Raw genomic sequence first — 20,874 nt, forward strand, 5'->3', positions numbered from 1 at the left:
GCGGCGCGGGTCCGGGCGGAGCCCGGGGCGGCCCGCCAGGGCCGTTGTCCCCTGCGGGGCTCCCGGGGCTCCGCCCCGGACCCCGCGCCTCAAACGCCGGCGAGGCTTGATTTGGCCGGCGTCGGCCCGGTGGCGCAGCGCCTCAAACGCCGGCGGGGCTGGGTCTGGCCGGTGTCAGCGGAGTAAGGAGCTGGCTCGGGTGAGGGTGGTGGTGAGGGCGGTGGCGGTGGGGGCCGTGGCCAGGATGTAGGGGTGGGGGTGGGAGAGGTGGACGCGGAGGACGCCCGGGACGGCGCGGGCCGCGGCCAGGGCGGTGGGGCGGGACGGGGCCGGGGGGAAGTCGACGTAGCGCACCCCCGCGTGGGTGGCGCGGGGGTGCAGGGGCGGGGCCGGGAGGTCCAGGCCCGCGGCGATGGCGAGGGCCAGGACGTCGATGCCGGTGGCGAGGCGCAGCAGGTCGGGCTCCAGGACGCCCGGGCGGGCGTGGGCCTCGACCAGGCGGGGGCCGCGGGCGGTGAGGATGACCTCGGTGTGGGAGGGGCCGTCCCGGTGCCGGACCAGGTCCAGGACCCGGCGCACGAGGGCCCGTACGGACGCGGCCGGGCGGGGGTCCAGGGGCACCGGGAGCTGGTGGCCCGCGGTGGTGAGCCGGGGGCCGGGCAGCCGGTGGCTCCAGCCGAGGATGCGGTGGCGGCCGGCCCGGGAGAGCGCTTCGACCGTGAGCTCGGGGCCTTCGAGGAACTCCTCCACGAGCAGGTCGGTGATTTCGGGGTAGGCGCGGGCGGCGGCGCGCGCGTCCGCGGGGCCGGTCAGCCCCCGCACGCCCTCCCCGTCGGCGCCCGCGCGCGGTTTGACCACGCACGGGTAGCCGATGAGGTCGGCGATGAAGGGGAGCAGGTCGGCGCGTCCGCAGCGGGCGAAGGAGACGGGGTGGCCGGGGTGCAGCAGGGTGTTGGTGCGGGCGCGCAGGGCGGCCTTGTCCATGAGGGCCGTGACCGCGCCGCTGGGGGTGCCGGGCAGGCCCAGCGCCTCGTTGGCGCGGGCGGCCGCGAGCGCGCTGGCCGCGTCGAAGCCGAAGACGGCGGCCCGGCCGTCGCGGACCGCGGCCAGCCGGGCGAGTTCCGCGGTCAGTGCCCGGTGGTCGCGCCAGTCCGTCCGTACCGGCCGTTCCGCCCCCTCTCGGACGGACGGTACGGACGCGACCGGCGCGACCACCACGGGGCGCGCACCCGCTCGGCGGGCGGCGGCGATCACGGCCGGACGCGGGCTCAGCAGGATGGCGGCGGGTCTGGGGCTCTCGCTCTGCACCGTGTCCACCCCCGGGTCCGGCTCGCGCCTCCCCCCGGAGGGCCGCTGCCGTGGGTCCACTGTGCCGGTTCGGCATATGCCGCGGGGCCGCGGCCACGCCTCGTCTTGGCGCCGTGCGAGAACCCGAGGGGTTTACAACCCAGGAGATTCCGGGACGAATATGCCTATGCCTGCCGATGACGAAACGGCCGACCTGAGTCCGGCCGCCCGGCGCCTGTACGCGTACGCCGTCGAGCGGCACGCCTTCGGCGCGGCCGAGGCCATCGGAGCCCTGGGCGCCCGGGCCGCGGTCGCCATCACGGAACTGGCGGCGGCCCAGCTGCTCCAGCCGGCCCCGGCGGGACCGGCAGGGGACGGCGCCGAGCGGTGGAGCGCGGTGTCCCCGCGGGCCGCCGTGGCGCGGGCGCTGGCCCCGCTGGCGCTGCGGGTGCGCGAGACGCACGACGAGATGGAGACCGTACGCAGGCGGCTGGACGCGCTGGTGCCGGAGTACGAGGCCGGGGCCGCCCGGCGGGACCTGGGCGGGCTGGCCCCGCTGGAGCTGGTGACCGACCTGGGCGCCGTACGGGGGTTGATCACGGAGCTGGTCGCCTCCTGCGAGCAGGAGGTGCTGACCTCGCAGCCGGGCGGGGGGCGTCCGGCGGACGCCTTGGAGGAGGCGATCGGGCGGGACGAGTCGGTGCTGGCGCGCGGGGTGCGGATGCGCACGCTCTACCAGCACACGGCGCGCTACTCCCGGCCGACCGCGGCGTACGTCGACCGGATGACGGCGCGCGGGGCGCAGGTCCGCACCCTGGGGGACGGGCTGATGCGGATGATCGTGATCGACGGGCGCACGGCGCTGATGGCGGTCCCGGACATCGCCGGGGCGGCGCTGCTGGTGCGCGAACCGGCGGTCGTGCACTTCATGACGGAGGCGTTCGAGCGGTCCTGGGTGGAGGCGGAGCCCTTCGCGTCGAGCGTGAGCCCGGACCAGGCGCGGTCGCTGTCGGACGGGCTGCGGCGGACGATCGTGCGGATGCTGGCGGAGGGGCTGGAGGACAAGGTCATCGCGCGGCGCCTGGGCATGTCGGAGCGGACCTGCCAGCGGCACATCGCGGAGGTGATGCGGGCGGTGGGGGCGAAGTCCCGCTTCCACGCGGGGTACCTGTTGGCCAGCGTCAACGTCGAGAAGGGGGAGGAGGAGCGCTAGCAGGCCGGCGGCCTCAGAGGTCGGGGATCAGGCGGCCCCGGCGCGAGAGCAGGAAGCGCTTGAACTCGGCCACCGGCGGGGTGTCGGGGTGGCCGTCGAGCCAGGCGAGGCCGATCTCGCGGACCGCGCGCGGAGCGGTGACGGTCAGTTCGACGACGCCGGGGCGGGGGACGGCGGGCGGCGGCAGGAGGGCCACGCCGAGTCCCGCGGCGACCAGACCGCGCAGGGTCTCGGCCTCTTCGCCCTCGAAGGCGACCCGGGGGGTGAAGCCAGCCTCGGCGCACAGGTCGTCGGTGATCCGGCGCAGCCCGTAGCCGGATTCCAGGGTGACGAAGGTTTCCTCGGCGGCTTCCGCGAGCCGGATCCGCTTGCGGCCGGCGAGCCGGTGGTCGTCCGGGACGACCAGGCGCAGCCGCTGTTCGTCCAGGCGGCGGGCGACCAGATCGGGGGCGTCCGGCAGCGGGGAGGTCAGGCAGAGGTCGAGCTCGCCGGCGCGCAGCCGCTCCAGCATGGCCTCGCCGTAGTTCTGCACGAGGGAGAAGCGGACCCGGGGGTGGTCGACGCGGAAGGCGCGGATGAGCCCGGGGACGGTTTCGGGGCCGAGGGTGTGCAGGAAGCCGAAGGCGACCTTGCCGGCCTCGGGATCGGCGTCGCGCTGGAGGGAGGCGGCGGCGCGGGCGATGCCGTCGAGGGCCTGTTCGGCGGAGGCGAGGAAGGTGCGGCCCGCGGTGGTGAGGGCGACGGTGCGGCCCTTGCGGGCGAACAGGGTGACGCCCAGGTCCCGTTCGAGGCGCACGATCGCCCGCGAGAGGGTGGGTTGCGGCACGCCGAGTTCCTGGGCGGCCCGGGTGACGTGCTCGTGCCGGGCGACCGCGACGAAGTACGCGAGGCGCGGGGCCAGCGAACTTGTCACGCTCATGTCTTCTTCGTAACGAGTCATTGACAGGCGCTCCCCTGAGCTGCACTCATGCGTGGATGAATCAATTATCGCCAATCCACGCATTGGACGCATAAAAACCAGGGGCCTATTTTCGAGGTATGCCTCCCGCTCATACCGGGGCGTCCACCACCGTGGCCGCCTCCGCCCTGCCGTTCCCCGCTCCGGAGCCCCGCTCCCCCGGCCGCCCCGGCTACCGCCGGATGAGCCTCGCGCTCTTCGCCGCCGGTCTCGCGACCTTCGCCCTCCTCTACTCCACCCAGGCCCTGCTGCCCGCGATCTCCGACGGCTTCGGGGTGACGGCGGGTCAGGCCAGCTGGACGGTGTCCGCGGCCACCGGTGCGCTCGCCCTCTTCGTCCTGCCGCTGAGCGCGCTGTCCGAGCGGTTCGGCCGGACCCGGATGATGACGTGGTCGATGGTGACCGCCGTCGCCGTCGCGCTGCTGGTGCCCTTCGCCCCGAACCTGGAGTGGCTGGTGGTCCTGCGCGCGGTGCAGGGCGCGGCGATCGCGGGCATCCCCGCCTCGGCGATGGCCTACCTGGCCGAAGAGGTGAAGCCGAAGGCGCTGGTCGGGGCGATCGGGCTGTTCGTCGCGGGCAACTCCATCGGCGGGATGAGCGGCCGGCTGGTCACCGGTTGGGCGGCGCAGGCCTGGGGCTGGCGCGCCGGGCTGCTCACCGTCGCTGTGCTGTCGCTGGCCTGTGCGGTGGCCTTCCTGGTGCTGCTGCCCCGGGCGCGGTTCTTCCGCCCGGCCTCGCTGAACCCGCGGGCGCTGCGAGGTACCGTCGCCGGGCACCTGCGGGATCCGCTGCTGCTGCGGCTGTACGGGATCGGCGCGCTGTTCATGACCGTCTTCGGGGCGGTGTACACGGTGATCGGCTACCGCCTGGTGGAGGAGCCCTTCTCGCTGGGCCAGGGCGTGATCGGGTCGATCTTCCTGGTGTACCTGGTGGGCACCGTCTCCTCCGCGGCCGCCGGGCAGCTGGTGGCCCGCACCGGGCGCCGGGGCGCGCTCTACCTCGCCGTGACCACGACGGCGCTCGGTCTGCTGCTGTCGCTGTCCGACGCGCTGCCCGCGATCCTGGCGGGGCTGGTGCTGATCACGGCGGGCTTCTTCGCCGGGCACGCCGTGGCCTCGTCCTCGGTGAGCCGGACCGCGCGGACGGGCCGCGCGCAGGCCTCCGCGCTGTACCAGTCGGCGTACTACCTGGGCAGCAGCGCGGGCGGCACGCTCGGCGCGCTCGCCTACCACTCGGGGGGCTGGGCGGCGACGGTCGGGATCGCCCTGCTGGCCGTGGCGGGGGTCGTGTCGATCACCCTGTACGGGTCCCACGCGGCCCGCGCCGAGCGCCGCAGCACGCACCTGGCGGCGGTCGCCCGCTGACCGCCGCGCCCCCTTCGGGTCGGGAGTGGCGTTGCGCTGGTTCCTCCGTTGTCGGCGCGCCGGATCGCCGACAGCCGGCCATCCACCCGTACGACCACACCCGCCACGGACACCGAACGGTGGGGGCTCTCCGCGCCGTGTGGATGAGTCATCCCGTGCGCCCTGGGCATGTCCGACGCTTCCGGGGCAGCTGCTTAGCGAACCCGCAGGACGTTGGCTAACGTGGTACCACCCTAGGGAGAAATTGAGGTCGACCATGCCCGAGACGGCGCGACAGATCGCCGACGACTTGCGGGCACGGATCGACTCCGGCGAGTTCGGTCCCGATGCTCGGCTGCCCGGCGAACCAGCACTGGTCAAGCAGTACGGCGTGGCCAAGATGACCGCGGCCAACGCCTTGAAGCTCCTCATCGGCGAAGGCGCTGCTTACTCGCGCCCGGGTTCCGGGACGTACGTTCGCGAGTTCAAGCCGATCCGCCGGGTGGCGGCCAAGCGGCTGGCCCACTCGCAGTGGTCTTCCGGGAACTCGATCTGGTCCGCCGATGTGAGTGGCCGTCCGATGGATGTCGTGGACATCGAGGTCTACGAGTCCGTCGCGCCGCGCTGGGTGGCGCGCGCCCTCGCCCTGGAGGAAGGCGCGGCGGTGCTGGTGCGTAGTCGCCGCTACGTGGTGGAGGGCTCGGCGGTGCAGAAGGCCACGTCGTATCTCGCTGCCGACCTGGTGCGGAGCACTCCGATCGCCGAACCGAACCCCGGCCCCGGTGGTGTCTACGCCCGGCTCGCCGACATCGGTCGAGGGCCGGTCGACTTCGTGGAGGAGCTGCGGGCTCGCATGCCCAGTCCGGAGGAGTCCGAGGCCCTTGACCTGCTGCCCGGTACTCCGGTCGTGGAGATCTACCGGACAGCCCTCACGGCTGAGGGAAACCCGGTAGAGGTCAACCACATGCTTCTCGACGCCGGTTCCTACGTGATGCAGTACAACTTCCAGAGCTAGAACCCTCACCAGCACGAAGGCCCACTTCGGTTGGCCCGCGGCCGTCCGGATCTGCGTGGTCTGCGACCGCCCGATCCGTACTGGCGGGCGGGAGTTCATCCGCCACTCGGCATCCGGCGCCCGCCCCTCGGACTGGGCGCACGTTCTCCGGGACCCGGCGTGCAAGCCGGTACGGGTGGGCGCGCGGTGAGCCGGGAGTCGCCGCGGCGCGCGGGCGACGGCCGGAGCGCGGGTTCGCCGTCGCCCGCTGACCCCGTACACCGAGAAGACCGAAGGCCCCCACGCCCCTCAGTTCTAGAGGCGGGTGGGGGCCTTCGGCCCGTTCCGGGACCGGACCGGGCCTGGTGCGGGCCTGGTGCGGGCCCTCGTACGGGCAGCTGTGCAGGAACGTTCACTCATGCGCAGTGCGCAGACCTGAGCCTTGGCCTCCCTTTCACCGCACCCTCCCGGCGCGTCACGCTGCTGTGCATGAAGCGATATCCGTGACGGGACCGACCGGGAGGTAGTTCATGACGGGCACGGCGCAAGCCACCGCCGGAATAGACGAGTTGCGCTCGAAGCTCGACCGGATCGACGAGCGGCTCCTCGAGGACTTACGGGCGCGCATCGGCGTATGTGTCGAGATCGCCCTCGTGAAGAAGGACCAGGGCATTCCGATGATGCAGCCGCACCGCATCGGGCTGGTCCAGGAACGTGCCGCGGCCTTCGGGACCGCCCACGGAATCGACCGGGACTTCCTGCGCGCACTCTATGACCTGGTGATCGAGGAGACCTGCCGGGTCGAGGACTTGGTGATCGGATCATGAGCACTGCACACGTTCCGGGGACGCGAATCCTGCGGACCCTGTTGATCGACAATCACGATTCGTTCACCTACAACCTCTACCAGTTGCTCGGCGAGGTGAACGGCCGCCCGCCGGTCGTCGTCACCAACGAGACCGACTGGTCGACGCTGTCGATGGACGACTACGACGCGATCGTCATCTCCCCCGGCCCCGGCCGCCCCGAGCGCGCCCGCGACTTCGGCATCAGCGCCCGCGCCATCCTGGAGGGCGGCCTGCCCGTCCTCGGGGTGTGCCTGGGCCACCAGGGCATCTGCCACCTCTTCGGCGGCGAGGTCGGCCACGCGCCGCAGCCCATGCACGGCCGGGTCTCCGAGATCACCCACATCGGCGGGGAGATCTTCGCGGGCATCCCCTCCCCCTATCCGGTGGTGCGCTACCACTCGCTGGCCGCGATCCGGCTGCCCGAGGAGCTGGAGCCGACCGCCTGGACCGAGGACGGCGTGGTGATGGCGGTGCGCCACCGCAGCCTGCCCGTCTGGGGGGTGCAGTTCCACCCCGAGTCGATCAGCAGCGGGTACGGGCGCGAACTCCTGGCGAACTTCCGCGACCTGGCCCTGGCCGAGGGCGCGCGCCGCACCGCGGGTGCGACCGCGGCAGCGGCCCCGTACGCCGTGCAGGTCCGCAAGGTCGCGATGCTGCCCGACACCGAGGAGGCGTACCGGGAGCTGTTCGCCGGCAACGACCACGGCTTCTGGCTGGACAGCAGCAACGTCACCGAGGGCCTCTCGCGGTTCTCCTTCATGGGCGACGGCACCGGCCCGCTCGCCGAGTACCTCACCTACCAGGTGCTGGAGCACACCGTCCGCGTCCAGCGCCGGGACGGGCGCGACGAGCTCGTCGAGGAGGGCGTCTTCGACTACTTGGAGAAGCAGCTGGCGGGCCGGCACATCAAGGTCCCCGACGGGCTGCCCTTCGAGTTCAACCTCGGTTACGTCGGCTACCTCGGCTACGAGCTGAAGGCCGACACCGGCGGCCACGGGGCCCACAAGGCCGACACCCCCGACGCGGCGCTCCTGTTCGCGGACCGCATGGTCGCCTTCGACCACGCCGAGGGCTCCACCTACCTGCTCGCGCTGACCCGCGGCGACGCCACCGAGGCCGACGCGGCCGACTGGCTGACCCGTACGGCCGCCCGTCTGATGGCGCTGGGGCCGGCTCCGGCCGGGGCCGCGGGCGCCACCGCGCCGCGCAGCTTCGCCACCACCGGGATGACCGACCCGGCGCTCGCCGACATCATCCGGATGCGGCACGACCGGGCCGGCTACCTGGAGCGGATCGCCGAGATCCACCAGGAGATCCACGACGGCGAGAGCTACGAGGTGTGCCTGACCAACCAGGTCGCCGTGAAGGCGCGCATCGACCCGTTGGAGACCTACGCGGCGCTGCGCCGGATCAGCCCGGTCCCCTACGGCGCGCTCCTCGACTTCCCCGGGGTGTCGGTGCTCAGCGGCTCGCCCGAGCGGTTCATGACCATCGGCACCGACCGCACCGCGGAGTCCAAGCCCATCAAGGGCACCCGGCCGCGCGGGGCCACCCCCGCCGAGGACGAGGCGCTGCGCCAGGACCTGCTCGACAACGAGAAGGACCAGGCCGAGAACCTGATGATCGTGGACCTGATCCGCAACGACCTCAACATCGTCGCCGAGGTGGGCTCGGTCCACGTGCCCAAGCTGTTCCACGTGGAGACGTACGCCCCGGTGCACCAGCTGGTCTCCACCGTGCGCGGCACGCTGCGCGACGGCGAGTCCGCGGTCACCGCGGTAAAGGCCGCCTTCCCCGGCGGTTCGATGACGGGCGCGCCCAAGGTGCGCACGATGGAGATCATCGACCGGCTGGAGGAGGGCGCCCGCGGGGTGTACTCCGGTTCGCTCGGCTGGTTCGCGCTCTCCGGGGCCGCCGACCTGAACATCGTCATCCGCACCCTGGTGGCGACCGAGGACCGGGTCACCTTCGGTGTCGGCGGCGCGGTCATCGCGCTGTCGGACGCCGACGAGGAGTTCGAGGAGACGGTCGTGAAGTCCCGTGCCATGGTCCAGGCCGTGGTGGGCACCGCGCTGCACCCGGTCGCGTCGCCCACCGTACTGGTGACCCCCGCACCCCCCGTGGCCTCCGTGACGCCGCGGTCGTCCGGGAGCGCGGCGTGATCCGCCGCGCGGTCATCGTCGGCGGGCAGGGGGCCGTCGGTCGGCTCTTCACCGAGAAGCTGTTCGGCAGCGGGATCATGATCTGCGTGGTGGACCCGGCGGGTGCCGGGGAGCCGGCGGCGGGCGGCGCCCGCCGCATCCACGGGGACATCACCGACATCTCACCGGCGTTGGAGAAGGAGCTGCGGCTCGCCGACGTGGTGATGCTGGCGGTCCCGGAGCCGGTGGCGCTCGCCTCGATCAAGGGGGTGGCGGCCGCGATGCGGCCGGGCACCCTGCTGGTCGACACGCTCTCGGTGAAGCAGCGCATCGCCGAGGAACTGAGCGCCCACCTCGACGGGGTGGAGGGCCTCGGCCTGAACCCCATGTTCGCCCCGGCCCTCGGCTTCGAGGGCCGGGTGGTGGCCGCGTCGGTGACCTACGACGGGCCGCTCACCACCGAGCTGCTGGGCCTGGTCGAATCCTGGGGGGCCCGGGTCGTCCGGGTCGACGCGGTCGAGCACGACCGGCTGACCGCCGTCTCCCAGGCGCTCACCCACGCCACGGTGCTCTCCTTCGGGTTGGCCCTGCACGGGCTCGGCACCGACAGCGTGGAGGTGGGGCGGATCGCCCCGCCCCCGCACAAGACCCTGGCCTCGCTGCTCGCCCGCGTCTCCTCCGGCACCCCGGAGGTGTACTGGGACGTGCAGGCCGCCAACCCGCAGGCCGCGGGCGCCCGTGCGGCGCTCGCCGAGGCCGCCCGACGGCTCGCCGACACCGTCAAGGACGGTGACGAGGCCGACTTCGCGGCCCTGATGGCCACGGTCCGCGGCGCCCTCGGCGCCGAACTCGACAACTACCGCGAGCTCTGCGCGCGGATCTTCGCCTCGGTCTGACCCCGGACCGCCCCCGAACCTCCCCCGTACGGCACCCGTACGGCGCGCGCACGACGCCCCGTTCAGCATCCCGTTCAGCATCCCGTTCAGTCATCCGACCGAGAGGCACGAGAGACATGACCGACTCCCGCCCGGGCTTCGCCGACACCGTTCTCAACCCCGCACAGCGCGCCGCGCTCGCGGCCGACGGGAGCGTCGGCGGCGGCAACCTGCTGCGCTCCGCGCTCGCCGCCAGCCCGAGCCCGACGACCCCCTTCGTCCACTCCACCCGGCCGATCACGAACCTGGAGGGGGTGGAGCAGTACGACTACAGCCTGGCGGAGATCGAGCAGCTCGCCCAGTCCTGGTCGGCCTGGTACCTCAGCCAGGGCGTGCAGCCCAAGGACCGGGTCGCGGTCTGGTTCGAGGACTCCTTCGCCTACTCCGTGCACTTCTACGCGATCGCCCAGATCGGTGCGATAGCCGTCCTCATCAACAGCAAGGCGACCCCGGCGATCGCCGAGTCCCTGCTGGAGCAGACCGCCCCGGTCGGTCTGTACGCCGACCGGGCCCGCCTCGACGGTCTCGCCGCGACCAGCACGATCCTGGACGGGCTGGACTGGACCCAGACGGAGGAGGAGCTGCCGGCGCCCCCGGCGGCCGAGCTGGAGCAGGGCGCGTACTGGCAGCACGTGGAGGAGGACCCGGTGGTGATCCTGCACTCCTCCGGGACCACGGGTCGCCCCAAGCCGACGATCCACACCCACAAGACCATCGTGGCGGGGCCGCAGTTCCGGCTGGTCGACTTCAAGGAGAACCCGGGCGCGCTGATGCTGACCGCGCTCCCGCAGTCCCACCTGGGCTGCATCGCCTTCACCGTGTACGCGGTGCTGGCCGGGACCCCGGTCGTCGCGCACAGCGACCGCGACGGGGCCGACCTGGCGGCGACGGTGGCCGCGCACCGGCCCACCGCGGTGATGGCCTTCGCGCACTCCTACGCCGAGCTGGCCTCCCTGGAGAGCGCGGACGGCGCCCTGGACAGCGTCAACTCCTGGGTGTCCATCGGTGACGCCGTCCACCAGGCGCACATCAACAAGGTGCTGTCGCTGCGCTCGGCGGAGCTGGACTCGGCGCAGTTCTTCGACCGGCTCGGCACCACCGAGCTCGGCTGGGGCGTGCTGCTGAAGATCCGCACCCGTGACTCGGAGCGCAACGACCGCTGCGCCGGCCAGCCGGTGGGCGTCGCCGAGGTGGCGATCCTGCGCAAGGACGGCAGCCACGCCGACATCGGCGAGGTGGGCTTCCTGGCCGCCCGCGGTCCGGCCATCACCCCCGGCTACTGGGGCGACTCGGCGACCACCTACCGCTACAAGCTGGCGGGGCACTGGCTGCCGGGCGACATGGCCTACAAGGACGCGAACGGCGACTTCTTCCTGGTGGACCGCGCCGCCGACCAGATCCAGACCGACCAGGGACCGGCGTACTCGGTGCTCATGGAGGAGGTACTGCTCAACGACGTGCCCGCCTTCGAGGACGTCGCGGTGGTCGCGGGCGGCGAGGGCGAGAGCATCGTCCCGGTGGCCGTGGTGACCACGAAGGAGGGCGCGGACGACGTCGAGAAGCTGCTGGTGCGCGCCAACGAGGCGCTGGCCGCGGCCGGGCACCCGACGCTGCGGCTGCTCGAAGTCGCCGCGGACGAGTCGGACTTCCCGGTCGGCGTCACCGGCAAGGTGCTCAAGCGCAAGCTGCGCGAGAAGTACGCCGACCTCGGCTCCTACCTGCTGGGCGGCGACGGCAAGACCCTCGCGGCGGCGGGCTGAGCGCAACCACACGGGACGGCCCTGTCCCGGGCCGGCGAGGGGCGGACCGGGACAGGGCGAGGGGAAGGCAAGCGGAACGGGGCCCGGATCAGGGTCGGCGTACGAAGGCCGCGGCCACCGCGAGAGCGGTGTCGTTGGCCTCCGGGGTGCCGATCGTGATCCGGACCCCCTCGCCGGGGAAGGCCCGAACGGCCACCCCGGCTTCCGCGCATGCGGCGCCGAACTCCGCGGCGCGCCCGCCGAGCCCGAGCCACAGGAAGTTGGCCTCGCTCTGGGCGGGCGCCAGTCCCAGGTCGGTCAGCGCGCGCGCCGTGCGCTCGCGCTCCTTGACCAACTGCTCGACCCGGGACAGCAGTTCGGACTCGGCGGCCAGCGAGGCCACCGCCCCGGCCTGGGCGGCGTTGTTCACCCCGAAGGGCACGGCGGCCGCCCGGATCCGCGCGGCGACCGGCTCGTGGGCGACGGCGTAGCCGATCCGCAGGCCCGCGAGACCGTAGGCCTTGGAGAAGGTGCGCACGACGACCAGGTCCGGGCGGCCGGCCAGCAGCGCGACGCCGTCGGCCGACCGGGGGTCGGTGACGAACTCCCGGTAGGCCTCGTCCAGTACGACGAGCACCCCGGCCGGTATCCGGTCCAGGAACCGCTCCAGGTCGACGCCGGGGACGGTGGTGCCGGTCGGGTTGTTCGGATTGCAGACGATGACCACCCGGGTGTGTTCCCCGACGGCCGCGGCCATCGCGTCGAGGTCGTGGACGGCGCCGGGGCCGAGCGGGACGCGCACGCTGGTGCCCCGGGCGATGTCGGTGAGGTGCGGGTAGGCCTCGAAGGACGGCCAGGCGTAGAGGACCTCGTCGGTGTCCGCGCGGACGAAGGACTGGAGGAGGTGCTGGAGCACCCCGACCGAGCCGGCGCCGAGGGCGAGCCCGGCGGCGGGGACGCCGAGGCGCTCCGCGAGGCGGTCGGTGAGCTCGGTGGCGGCGCGGTCCGGGTAGCGGTTGGCCCGGCCGGCGGCTTCGGCGAGGGCCTCGGCGACCGAGGGCAGCGGCGGGTAGGGGTTCTCGTTGGCGGCGAGCAGGTGCACGGCGGGTTCCTTTCGGGAAGGGGTGGAGCGGGCGGAGGAACGGACTCGGTGGCGCGGGCTCGCTCAGGAGCCCTCGTGCTCGGCGAGGCCCATCAGGTAGCCGAGCTGGAAGCGGTGCTGGGCCCCGAACTCGTCGCGCAGGCAGGACACGTGGCCCTGGACCGAGCGCAGGCTGATGCCGAGCCGGCGGGCGATGGCCTTGTCGGAGCGGCCCTCGATGAGCAGCTTGCGGATGGCCCGGCGCAGGTCCGGGATCACCTCGCAGGCGGCGTCCGCGGCGCGGACCGGTCGGAAGGGGTAGGGCTCGGCGCGGTCCCAGGCCTTCTCGAAGACGTCGGCGAGGTAGCCGGTGACGGCCGCGTCGCGGACCAGGACGGCGCGGGAGCGCGGCTCGTCGGCGGGGATGAAGGCCACCTCGCGGTCGATGACGATCATCCGGTCGAAGAGCTCCGGGAGGGTGCGGACCTGCGCGCCGCGGGCCTGTACGCAGCCCACGTACCGCTTGGTGGCCTCGTGGAAGCGCGAGCTGTGCTGGTAGAGGGTGCGCATGGCGACGCCGCGGTCGAGGTGGCCGCGGACCGCTTCGTACGCCTCGTCGAGGGTGGCGTCGGGGCGGGGGCCGTCGGGTTGGGCGGTGAGTATCTCGTGGCGGGCCTCGCGCAGTGCGTCGTGGATGGCCCCGGTTATCTCGGGGCCGCCGTGCAGGTAGGCGATGCCGGCGGCCGGTGCGGGTGCGGGTGCGGGCGGGAACGCCGAGGTGGCGTGCTCGGCGCTCTCGGCGGCGTACCGGGAGAGGGTGCCGAGGGTGTCGGCCATCCGCAGGAGGGTGTCGAGCGGGTCGATCGTGGAGGTGGCTCCCTGGGTGGTGTTCATGGCGTGGCCTCTCGTGGCGGGGGAGGAACGGTCCGGTGGGGCGGGGCGGACAACGGGCAGGGCCGCGGGGGGATGCAGCATCCCTCCGCGGCCCTCGGTGCGTCTGTGCTCACTCCCCCGGCTCCGGTTCGGCTGCGGCCGGGGCCGTGCGCAGCGCCAGCAGGGCGAGCACGGTGGCCAGGAGGGAGGTGGCGCCGACGGCGTACCAGAAGGAGTGGCCGAAGGCGGCGAACAGCCATCCGCCCGCCACCGGGCCGAGGGCGGAGCCCAGGCCGAAGGCGAAGTGGAAGCTGCCGAGGTAGTGGCTCTTGAGCGGGGTCGGTGCGATCACGGCCGGGTACGAGAAGATCGCCGGCCCGCCGATGATCTCGCCCAGGGTCCAGACGAGGGTGCCGGTGACGATGACGGCCGGGCCCATCGGCAGCCCGTAGAGGGCGACTCCGGCGCCCAGCAGGGCGAAGGCCAGGCCGATGGTGACCCGTACCGGCCAGTCCTGGGTGACTTTGGTGAGGACCAGCTCGAAGGCGATGACGAGCAGGCCGTTGAGGGACACCGCGGCGGTGTACCAGATGAGGCCCAGTCCGGCGGCGGCCACGTCGAGCGGCAGCGTGGAGAGGTACTGGGCGTAGACGGCGGTGTGCAGGACGGTGGCGACGAGGTAGAGGGTGAAGCGGCGGTCGCGCAGGACCGCCAGGTAGCTGCCGGTCGGGGCCGGCTCGTCGGGCCCGGCGGCTGTCCGGCCGGCGGGCAGGGTGCGCCAGGCCAGCAGGGCGAAGGCCAGGGCGATCAGCGCCTCGCCCCAGAACAGCAGGTGGTAGGAGTCGTGGCCGAGCCGGAAGAGGCCGAAGCCGACGAGCGGCGCGGCCATCGCGCCGAGGTTGAGCCCGAAGCGGTACATGGCGAAGACCATGATCTGGCGTTCGGGGCCCGCGAGTTCGGAGAGCAGGGCCGCCGAGGCGGGCCGGAACATCTGGCCGGCGAGGCCGGCGAGGACGATCACGGCGAGCAGGGCGGTGTAGTCGGTGAGGTAGAGCAGGGCCGCGGTGAGCACGGCCGAGGCGGCCATGCTCACGGCGCTGGTGTTGCGGGCGCCGAGGCGGGCGGAGAGCGAGCCGCCGATGAGCACGCCGAGCACGGTGCCCGCGCCGTAGCTGCCGAGCGCGAGGGTGGCCCGGCCCGCGGAGTGCCCGAGCGAGGTGAGGTAGAGGACGAGGAAGATGTTGAGGAACCCGCCGAGCCGGTTGATGAACACCCCGGCGAGCAGGGTCTTCACGGCGAGCGGCGCTTCGCTGAAGGTGGCGCGTACGGTGGCCCGCGCGGCCGGGGGTACGGCCGCGCGGGTCCCGTCGGCCGGAGCCGGGGCCGCCGGTTGTTGCGGGGCCTCGGCGTCCGGCTGTGGTGCGGTGTGCGTCACGCCCCGGCCACCGCTTCCGGCTCGGGCCCGGCGGGCGAGGTGCGGATGGTGATCGCGGCCCGGACGCGGGCTTCCAGTGCGTCGAGGGCGACGCCGGTGGGGGCGTCGATGAAGAAGTTCGCGACCCGGTCCTCGGAGCTGAGCAGCGGGCCGACCTCCGTGCCCTTCTCCTTCTGGGCGAAGACGGCGCGCAGGGTCGGCGGGTCGTTGGGGCGGCCGACGGGGACCTCGGGCCACAGGTCGCCCTCGCCGGCCCATTCGACGACGGCGCCGGGCCAGTCGACGCTGATCTCGTCGAGGATGCCGGGGTCGTGTTCGAGGTAGACCTGGCGGGCGTGGCGGGCGGGCTTGGGGTATTCGGCGGGCTCCCCGAGGGCGATCTTGATGATCTCCGGCTCCAGCGGGCGGCCGGTGGCCAGGTGGTAGAGGACGGTCAGGCCGTCGCCGGGGGTGCGGGCGGCGATCTCCATCAGCCGGGGGTGACCGCCGGCGTCCAGGCGCCACTCGGAGTGGGTCATGCCGTCCTTGAAGTCCAGCAGCTTCAGGGTGCAGCGGTTGGCGGCGAGCAGGGTCTTGCGCTCCAGGCCGACCGCGCCGGAGACGGTGTGGGACAGCTCGACGAAGGTGTCGGCGTGGGAGTCGGTGGTCTCCTTGACGGTGACGGACTCGAAGACGACCTTGCCGTGCTGGATCAGGGCCTCGACGGAGAACTCCTGCCCGGGGACCTTCTCCTCGACCAGGATCGTCTCGTGCGCGGGGTAGCCGGTGAGCAGCTCGGTGAGCTGCGCCGCGTCGGTGGCGGTCGCGACGCCCGAGCTGGAGTGCCGGGTGGCGGGCTTGACGACGACGGGGAAGGGCACCGACGAGGGGTCGAAACCTTCCCGGGCGCCGGGCGGCAGGACCACCGAGGCGGGGTTGAACTCGCCGAGGTGGAGGCGCTGGAGGTACTTGCTGCGGCAGACCCGGCTGGCGCGCAGGCCAGGTCCGGGCAGGCCGAGGGCGTCGGCGATGAGGCCGGTGGGCTCGACGAGGGTCTCGCCGGCCGCGTAGGCGCCGATGATCTCGTAGGAGGACTCCCAGGCGCGGACGGCCGCGACGACTCCGGGGGTGAAGGAGCCCTCGCGGTCGACGGAGCCGTCGACGAAGGCGATGTCGGCGATGTCGGCGGCGGGGTGGCCGGGCTCGTTCAGCCCGGCCAGGGCCTGCTCCCGCCACACGGACGGGGTGATGACGAGGATCTTCAGTCCGCGCGCGGCGAGTTCGGTGAGGTAGCGCGGGGCCCGGCAGATCGCCAGGAAGGATCCGGTCAGGAGGAAGGCCGAGGGTCTCCCCGACAACGGCGGCAGGGTCTCGGTCACGGGTGCGGTGCTCATCGCGCGGGCCTCCACAGGTCGGCGGCCAGGAAGGCCATGTCGAGTGCCTGGCCGCGGTTGAGGCGCGGGTCGCAGGCGGTGGTGTAGTTGCGGTCGAGGTCGTCGAGGGTGACCGGGTCGGTGCCGCCGACGCATTCGGTGACGTGGCTGCCGGTGAGCTCCAGGTGCAGGCCGCCGGGGTGGGTGCCCAGCGAGCGGTGGATCTCGACGAACGCCCGGATCTCGGCGGTGATGTCGCCGAGGCTGCGGGTCTTGAAGCCGTTGGGCGCGACCTGGGTGTTGCCGTGCATCGGGTCGCAGACCCACAGGACGTTCGCGCCGGCCGCGGTGACCTTCTCGACCAGGGCGGGCAGGACGGCGTGGATGCGGTCGGCGCCCATGCGGGTGATGAAGGTGAGGCGGCCGCCCTCGCGGTCGGGGTCGAGGATGTCGGTGAGGGTGAGGAGCTCGTCCGCGGTGGCGGTGGGGCCGACCTTGACGCCGATGGGGTTGGCGATGGAGGCGGCGAAGGCGACGTGTCCGCCGTCGAGTTGGCGGGTGCGTTCGCCGATCCACACGAGGTGGCCGGAGCCCGCGTAGCGGCGGCCGGTGGCGGGGTCGGTGCGCACGAGCGGGGTTTCGTAGTCGAGGAGCAGGGCCTCGTGGCTGACGTGGAAGGGCGCCCCTGCGGCGGGGTCGGCGAGGCCGTCGGGTCCGGTGAGCTCGTCGTCGGCGCCCGGCAGCAGTCGGATGCGCTCCAGGGTGCGGGCGGCGGTGCGGTAGGCGGTCTCCATGCGCCAGGGGTCGGGGGCCCGGTCGGCGGCGGTGAAGCCGAGGCCGTTGACGGAGTCGCCCCGGTAGGCGGGGAGTTCGACGCCGCCGCGGGTCTCGGTGGAGCTGGAGCGCGGCTTGGCGTACTGCCCGGCCATCCGGCCCAGCGGTACGACGGGCACGGCGGCGCCGTAGGAGATGATCTCCGCCATCTGGCGCAGGGTGGTGACCGTGCTCTCGGCCTCGCCGAGTGCGCGCGGGCCGAACTCCTCGGCGCAGTGGCCGCCCTGGAGCAGGAGTGCTTCCCCGCGGGCGGCGGCGGCCAGCCGCTCGCGCAGGGCGTCGGCCTCGGCCAGCGGGACGAGGGGTGGTAGTCCGGCGAGCCGGTCGGTGACGGTGCTGAGGGTCTGCGGGTCGGGCCAGTCCGGCTGTTGGGCCGAGTGGAGGGTCCCGCTGGGGGCAGTGATCATCGTGTACTCGCTCCTCGCTTCAGGGCCCGGTCGGTCAGCGGACCGGCCACCCCGGTGTATTGGGCGGGTTCCAGCAGGTCGCGCAGGTGCTCCGGGGTGAGGTCGGTGGTGCCCGAGAGGTGTTCGGACAGGAGGTCGGACAGGGTGGTGTACAGCGGGTCGCCGGTGGCGCGCGCGGCGTCGGTGGCCTCGGTGAGCAGCCGGCGGGCTGCCGCCTTGCCCAGGTGCGGGGCGAGGACGGCGGCGATCCGTTCGGTGACGACGGCGCTGCCGGTGAGGGCCAGGTTGGCGTGCATCCGGACGGGGTCGGGGGTGAGTCCTTCGGCGAGTTCGACGGCGGTGCGGGCGGCTCCGCCGGCCAGGCGCAGGCATTCGCGCAGGGCGTGCCATTCGCTGTGCCAGACACCGGCGGAGCGTTCCTCCTCGGTGACGAGGGCCTGGGCGAGTACGGCGGCCAGCGCGGGGACGGTGAGGGAGGCGGAGCGGATCAGGGTGGCCAGTACGGGGTTGCGCTTGTGCGGCATGGCGGAGGAGGCGCCGCGGCCCGCCGGGGCGGGTTCGGCGGCCTCGGCGGTCTCGGTGCGGACGAGGAGCAGGACGTCGGCGGCGAACTTGCCGAGGGTTCCGGTGGTGTGGGCGAGTACGGCGCCCAGGTCGGCGACCGGGGTGCGCAGCGCGTGCCAGGGCAGCAGGGGCGCGGCGAGGCCCGTCTCGGCGGCGAAGGCGGCGGCGAGGTCGTCGTGGAAGGTGTCGGGGTCGATGCCGCCACCGCTGCCGGTGGCGGCGATGCGGGCGTACTCCAGGTAGCCGCCGAGGGTTCCGGCGGCTCCGCCGAGGGATACGGGCAGCCCGCCGTCCAGGAGCAGGTCGATGCGGTGGACGGAGTCGAGCAGCCCGTGCCGCCAGCCCGCCGCCTTGAGCCCGAAGGTGGTGGGCACGGCGTGCAGGGCCAGGGTGCGGCCGGCGATCGCGGTGTCCCGGTGGTCCGCGGCGAGGCGGGCCAGCGCGTCGGCCGCGGCCAGCAGGTCGGCGCGGAGCGGGACCAGGGTACGGGCGGCGACCAGCATCATGGCGGTGTCGAGGATGTCCTGGCTGGTGGAGCCGCGGTGGACGTACTCGGCGGCGGCCGCACCCGCCAGGTGCGCGGTGAGGGCGGCGACCAGGCCGACGACGGGGTTGGCGGTCTCGCGGGCGGCGAGGGCCAGGGCCCGGGCGTCGAAGTGCTCGGCGCGGGCGGCGGCGGTGATCGCCTCGGCGGCGTCCGGGGGGACCGTGCCGAGGCGGGCCTGGGCCCGGGCGAGCGCGGCCTCGGCGTCCAGCATGGCCTGGAGCCAGGCGGTGTCCGAGGTCGAGCTCTCGGCCGGGGTGCCGGCCCGTACCGGGGAGAGCAGTCCGACGTCGATGTCGGCGCCGGTGGCGGGTCCGGGGCGGGGCGCGGTCACGGCCGGGACTCCGCTCCGGTGCCGGAGGCGTTGGCCAGGGGCGCGGTGACCGCGGACAGGGCCAGCGCGGCGTGGGCGATGGCGTCGGAGTCCTCCAGGGTGACCGAGCCGACGCCGGGGCGGATGCCGGCGGCGGTGACCCAGTGGACGGATTCGGTGGGCACCCCGTAGGCGAAGCGGCGGGGGTGCTCGCGGCCCTCGGCGTCGACGAGGCGGTAGGGGCGTTCGGAGACGGCGAGGCCGCCGGTCTCGTACTCGATGCCGCAGGCGCCCAGGATCTTGTAGGGGCGGCACTGGCCGCTCTCCAGCAGTTGGACGAGGAGCGCGTCGGTGGTGCGGCGCAGGTCGGGGTGGGGCAGTCGGGCCTCGATGAGGGCGGTGGTGCGGATGTCGGGGGCGTCGACGCCGGTGGCGGTGGCGACGAAGGCGGGCCCGTCCGGGCCGTCGGGGTCGGCCGTGACGCGCAGGCCGGGGCCGGTGAACTCGACGATGCCCGCGGAGGCGAGCGCGATCAGCTCGTCGATGCGGGAGACGGGCGGGCCGATGGAGAGGAAGGCGTTGAGCGGGGTGTACCAGCCTTCGAGTTCGTCGCGGTGCGAGGTGGCTTCGAGGCCGCCGTGGTCGACGGCCATCCGGATCTCGTTGCGCAGGTCGCGCAGGACGTCGAGGGCGGCCTTCAGGGGGCCGCTGACATTGCCGGCGCGGGCTTCGTGGGCGTCGCGCAGCAGGTAGGCGAGCATCCAGCGGCGGAAGTCGTCGCGGCCGGTGAAGCGCAGGTCGCCGTAGGGGCGCGAGAGGCTCTCCCAGTTCCAGCGCTGGCCCTCCTCGACGCCCGCTTCGAGCAGCAGGAGGTCTTCGGCGTCCTCGTCGGGGGCGGCGAGGTAGCGGTCGGTGAAGGAGGCCACGGTGGCGGGGTCTTCGCCACGGGCGGCGAGGAGGCGCTCGTAGTAGACGTTCTGCACCTCCTTCTGGATCAGCGGCCAGATGTGGATGCCGAAGTGGATCCAGTCGCCGTCCTTGGCGGCGGCGCGCATCGCGTCGACGCGGGCGACGGTGAGCAGCCGGGGGGCGTAGCGCCCGTCGGGGCCCTTCTCGTTCTCGCCGCGCGCCTGGTAGGGCAGGCCCCGGCGGGACCCGGCGTACATCTTGGGTTCCAGGCCGGAGGGCCGGTAGACGAGCCGGCCGTCCGCGCGGCGCTCGAAGAAGCCGCCGCGGCCGAGGGTGAACAGCGCCATGTGGTCGAAGAAGTTGAGGCCCAGGCCCCGCAGCAGGACGGGGCGGCCGGGGGTGATCGCGGTGAGGTCGGTGTCGGCGGGGTTGGCCGGGCCGGTGTACGAGAGGCCGTACTCGGTGGCGAAGTCGGCGAGCCGCTGCTCCTCGGGCGTGAGCTTGGCGGGCAGGTGGCCCTGGGCCAGGACGACCGCGGACAGGCCCGACAGCCGAACGCCGTCGGCGAGTTCGACGGACTGGGCGCCGCCGGGGATCTCCGAGTCGTGCAGGGCGATGGCGCGGGTGCGGTGGACCTGGATGTCCACGTGGGCGGGGGCCGCGTCGAGGGCCTCTTCGAAGGCCCACTGGAGGTAGTGGCCGTAGAAGGCGCGGGTGGGGTAGGTGTCGGGGCCCAGCTCGCGGGCCTCGGCGAGGGTCTGGGCGCCGTAGCGCTCCTCGTGCCCGGGGTCGGAGGGGTCCAGGCGGCGGGCCCAGGCGTAGAGGCTGGGGCCCTCCTCGATGGGTCCTTCTATGCGGACGCTGTCGTCGGTGAAGAGGGTGATCTGCGAGGCGACGGTGTTCATCAGCAGGTGGCGGGGCTGCGCGGTGCGCCACACGTTTCCGGCGCCGGGCGGTGCCGGGTCGACGATGTGGACGGTCAGGGCGTCGTGGGCCGGGGACTTGCGCTCCTGGGCGCAGAGCCGTTCGAGGACGGACAAGCCCCGGGGGCCTGCCCCGACAATGCAGATCTGGGCGTGGCTGTGCTGCATGGCTGATCCTTCT

General features: G+C 73.6%; 16 protein-coding genes and 1 pseudogene. 7 read left to right on the forward strand and 10 right to left on the reverse strand.

Annotation, left to right across the window (positions count from 1 at the left end; translation table 11 throughout):
• Nucleotides 1-174: 174 nt before the first annotated feature.
• A complete protein-coding gene (locus ACIQWR_RS21960) occupies nt 175-1,308 on the reverse strand; it encodes an acetyl-CoA carboxylase biotin carboxylase subunit family protein (RefSeq protein ID WP_404012051.1) in 1,134 nt (377 codons plus the stop codon).
• 166 nt (nt 1,309-1,474) lie between these two features.
• On the opposite strand from ACIQWR_RS21960, the gene ACIQWR_RS21965 reads away from it, so the two are divergent.
• The gene (locus tag ACIQWR_RS21965; protein WP_404012054.1) at nt 1,475-2,500 is read left to right on the forward strand and encodes a LuxR C-terminal-related transcriptional regulator; all 1,026 of its coding nucleotides are present in this window, start codon (nt 1,475-1,477) and stop codon (nt 2,498-2,500) included.
• Between the two features lie 13 nt (nt 2,501-2,513).
• Here the strand turns inward: ACIQWR_RS21965 and ACIQWR_RS21970 are convergent, their stop codons facing one another.
• The gene (locus ACIQWR_RS21970; RefSeq protein ID WP_404012056.1) at nt 2,514-3,440 is read right to left on the reverse strand and encodes a LysR family transcriptional regulator; all 927 of its coding nucleotides are present in this window, start codon (nt 3,438-3,440) and stop codon (nt 2,514-2,516) included.
• A 98-nt stretch (nt 3,441-3,538) separates the two neighbouring features.
• Here ACIQWR_RS21970 and ACIQWR_RS21975 point away from each other — a divergent pair, with 98 nt between their 5' ends.
• Entirely contained in the window at nt 3,539-4,822 is a 1,284-nt protein-coding gene (locus ACIQWR_RS21975) for an MFS transporter (RefSeq protein ID WP_404012059.1), read from the forward strand.
• Nucleotides 4,823-4,866: 44 nt separating this feature from the next.
• Here ACIQWR_RS21975 and ACIQWR_RS21980 read toward each other — a convergent pair.
• Nucleotides 4,867-4,974: pseudogene (locus tag ACIQWR_RS21980) on the reverse strand (NUDIX hydrolase); the annotation flags it as partial.
• A 104-nt stretch (nt 4,975-5,078) separates the two neighbouring features.
• Here ACIQWR_RS21980 and ACIQWR_RS21985 point away from each other — a divergent pair.
• The 5 genes from ACIQWR_RS21985 (at nt 5,079) to ACIQWR_RS22005 (ending at nt 11,479) form a co-directional block, all read left to right on the forward strand.
• Nucleotides 5,079-5,816, forward strand: a complete 738-nt coding sequence (locus tag ACIQWR_RS21985; protein ID WP_404012061.1) for a GntR family transcriptional regulator — start codon at nt 5,079-5,081, stop codon at nt 5,814-5,816.
• A 509-nt stretch (nt 5,817-6,325) separates the two neighbouring features.
• On the forward strand, nt 6,326-6,622 hold the full coding sequence (locus tag ACIQWR_RS21990; RefSeq protein ID WP_399259635.1) for a chorismate mutase family protein: 297 nt from the start codon (nt 6,326-6,328) through the stop codon (nt 6,620-6,622).
• The gene (pabB, locus tag ACIQWR_RS21995; protein ID WP_404012064.1) at nt 6,619-8,805 is read left to right on the forward strand and encodes an aminodeoxychorismate synthase component I; all 2,187 of its coding nucleotides are present in this window, start codon (nt 6,619-6,621) and stop codon (nt 8,803-8,805) included. Before ACIQWR_RS21990 ends, pabB begins: the two co-directional genes overlap by 4 nt.
• A complete protein-coding gene (locus ACIQWR_RS22000) occupies nt 8,802-9,680 on the forward strand; it encodes a prephenate dehydrogenase/arogenate dehydrogenase family protein (protein WP_399259633.1) in 879 nt (292 codons plus the stop codon). The genes pabB and ACIQWR_RS22000 overlap by 4 nt, the downstream gene beginning before the upstream one ends.
• Before the next feature lie 116 nt (nt 9,681-9,796).
• Complete coding sequence (locus tag ACIQWR_RS22005) at nt 9,797-11,479, forward strand: class I adenylate-forming enzyme family protein (RefSeq protein ID WP_404012067.1); 1,683 nt, start codon at nt 9,797-9,799, stop codon at nt 11,477-11,479.
• Nucleotides 11,480-11,567: 88 nt separating this feature from the next.
• Here ACIQWR_RS22005 and ACIQWR_RS22010 read toward each other — a convergent pair whose 3' ends face one another.
• The 7 genes from ACIQWR_RS22010 to ACIQWR_RS22040 form a co-directional block, all read right to left on the reverse strand.
• Complete coding sequence (locus ACIQWR_RS22010; protein WP_404012070.1) at nt 11,568-12,560, reverse strand: histidinol-phosphate transaminase; 993 nt, start codon at nt 12,558-12,560, stop codon at nt 11,568-11,570.
• A 63-nt stretch (nt 12,561-12,623) separates the two neighbouring features.
• Nucleotides 12,624-13,433: a LuxR family transcriptional regulator gene (locus tag ACIQWR_RS22015; protein ID WP_404012073.1), complete on the reverse strand. Its 810-nt coding sequence runs from the start codon at nt 13,431-13,433 to the stop codon at nt 12,624-12,626.
• Nucleotides 13,434-13,542: 109 nt separating this feature from the next.
• Nucleotides 13,543-14,847, reverse strand: coding sequence for an MFS transporter (locus ACIQWR_RS22020; RefSeq protein WP_404012076.1), 1,305 nt, complete (start codon nt 14,845-14,847; stop codon nt 13,543-13,545).
• Nucleotides 14,844-16,220, reverse strand: coding sequence for an acetyl-CoA carboxylase biotin carboxylase subunit family protein (locus ACIQWR_RS22025; protein ID WP_404012078.1), 1,377 nt, complete (start codon nt 16,218-16,220; stop codon nt 14,844-14,846). Before ACIQWR_RS22025 ends, ACIQWR_RS22020 begins: the two co-directional genes overlap by 4 nt.
• Nucleotides 16,217-17,440 carry a 3-deoxy-7-phosphoheptulonate synthase class II gene (locus ACIQWR_RS22030; RefSeq protein WP_404012081.1) on the reverse strand — a complete coding sequence of 408 codons (1,224 nt, stop codon included), beginning with the start codon at nt 17,438-17,440 and terminating at the stop codon, nt 16,217-16,219. Before ACIQWR_RS22030 ends, ACIQWR_RS22025 begins: the two co-directional genes overlap by 4 nt.
• Nucleotides 17,437-18,882 (reverse strand): lyase family protein, encoded by a 1,446-nt coding sequence (locus ACIQWR_RS22035; RefSeq protein WP_404012083.1) that lies wholly within the window; start codon nt 18,880-18,882, stop codon nt 17,437-17,439. The genes ACIQWR_RS22030 and ACIQWR_RS22035 overlap by 4 nt, the downstream gene beginning before the upstream one ends.
• Nucleotides 18,879-20,861 carry an FAD/NAD(P)-binding protein gene (locus tag ACIQWR_RS22040; protein WP_404012085.1) on the reverse strand — a complete coding sequence of 661 codons (1,983 nt, stop codon included), beginning with the start codon at nt 20,859-20,861 and terminating at the stop codon, nt 18,879-18,881. Before ACIQWR_RS22040 ends, ACIQWR_RS22035 begins: the two co-directional genes overlap by 4 nt.
• Nucleotides 20,862-20,874 lie beyond the last annotated feature (13 nt).

The sequence above is a fragment of the Streptomyces sp. NPDC098789 genome, from assembly GCF_044759975.1.
Taxonomy (GTDB): domain Bacteria; phylum Actinomycetota; class Actinomycetes; order Streptomycetales; family Streptomycetaceae; genus Streptomyces.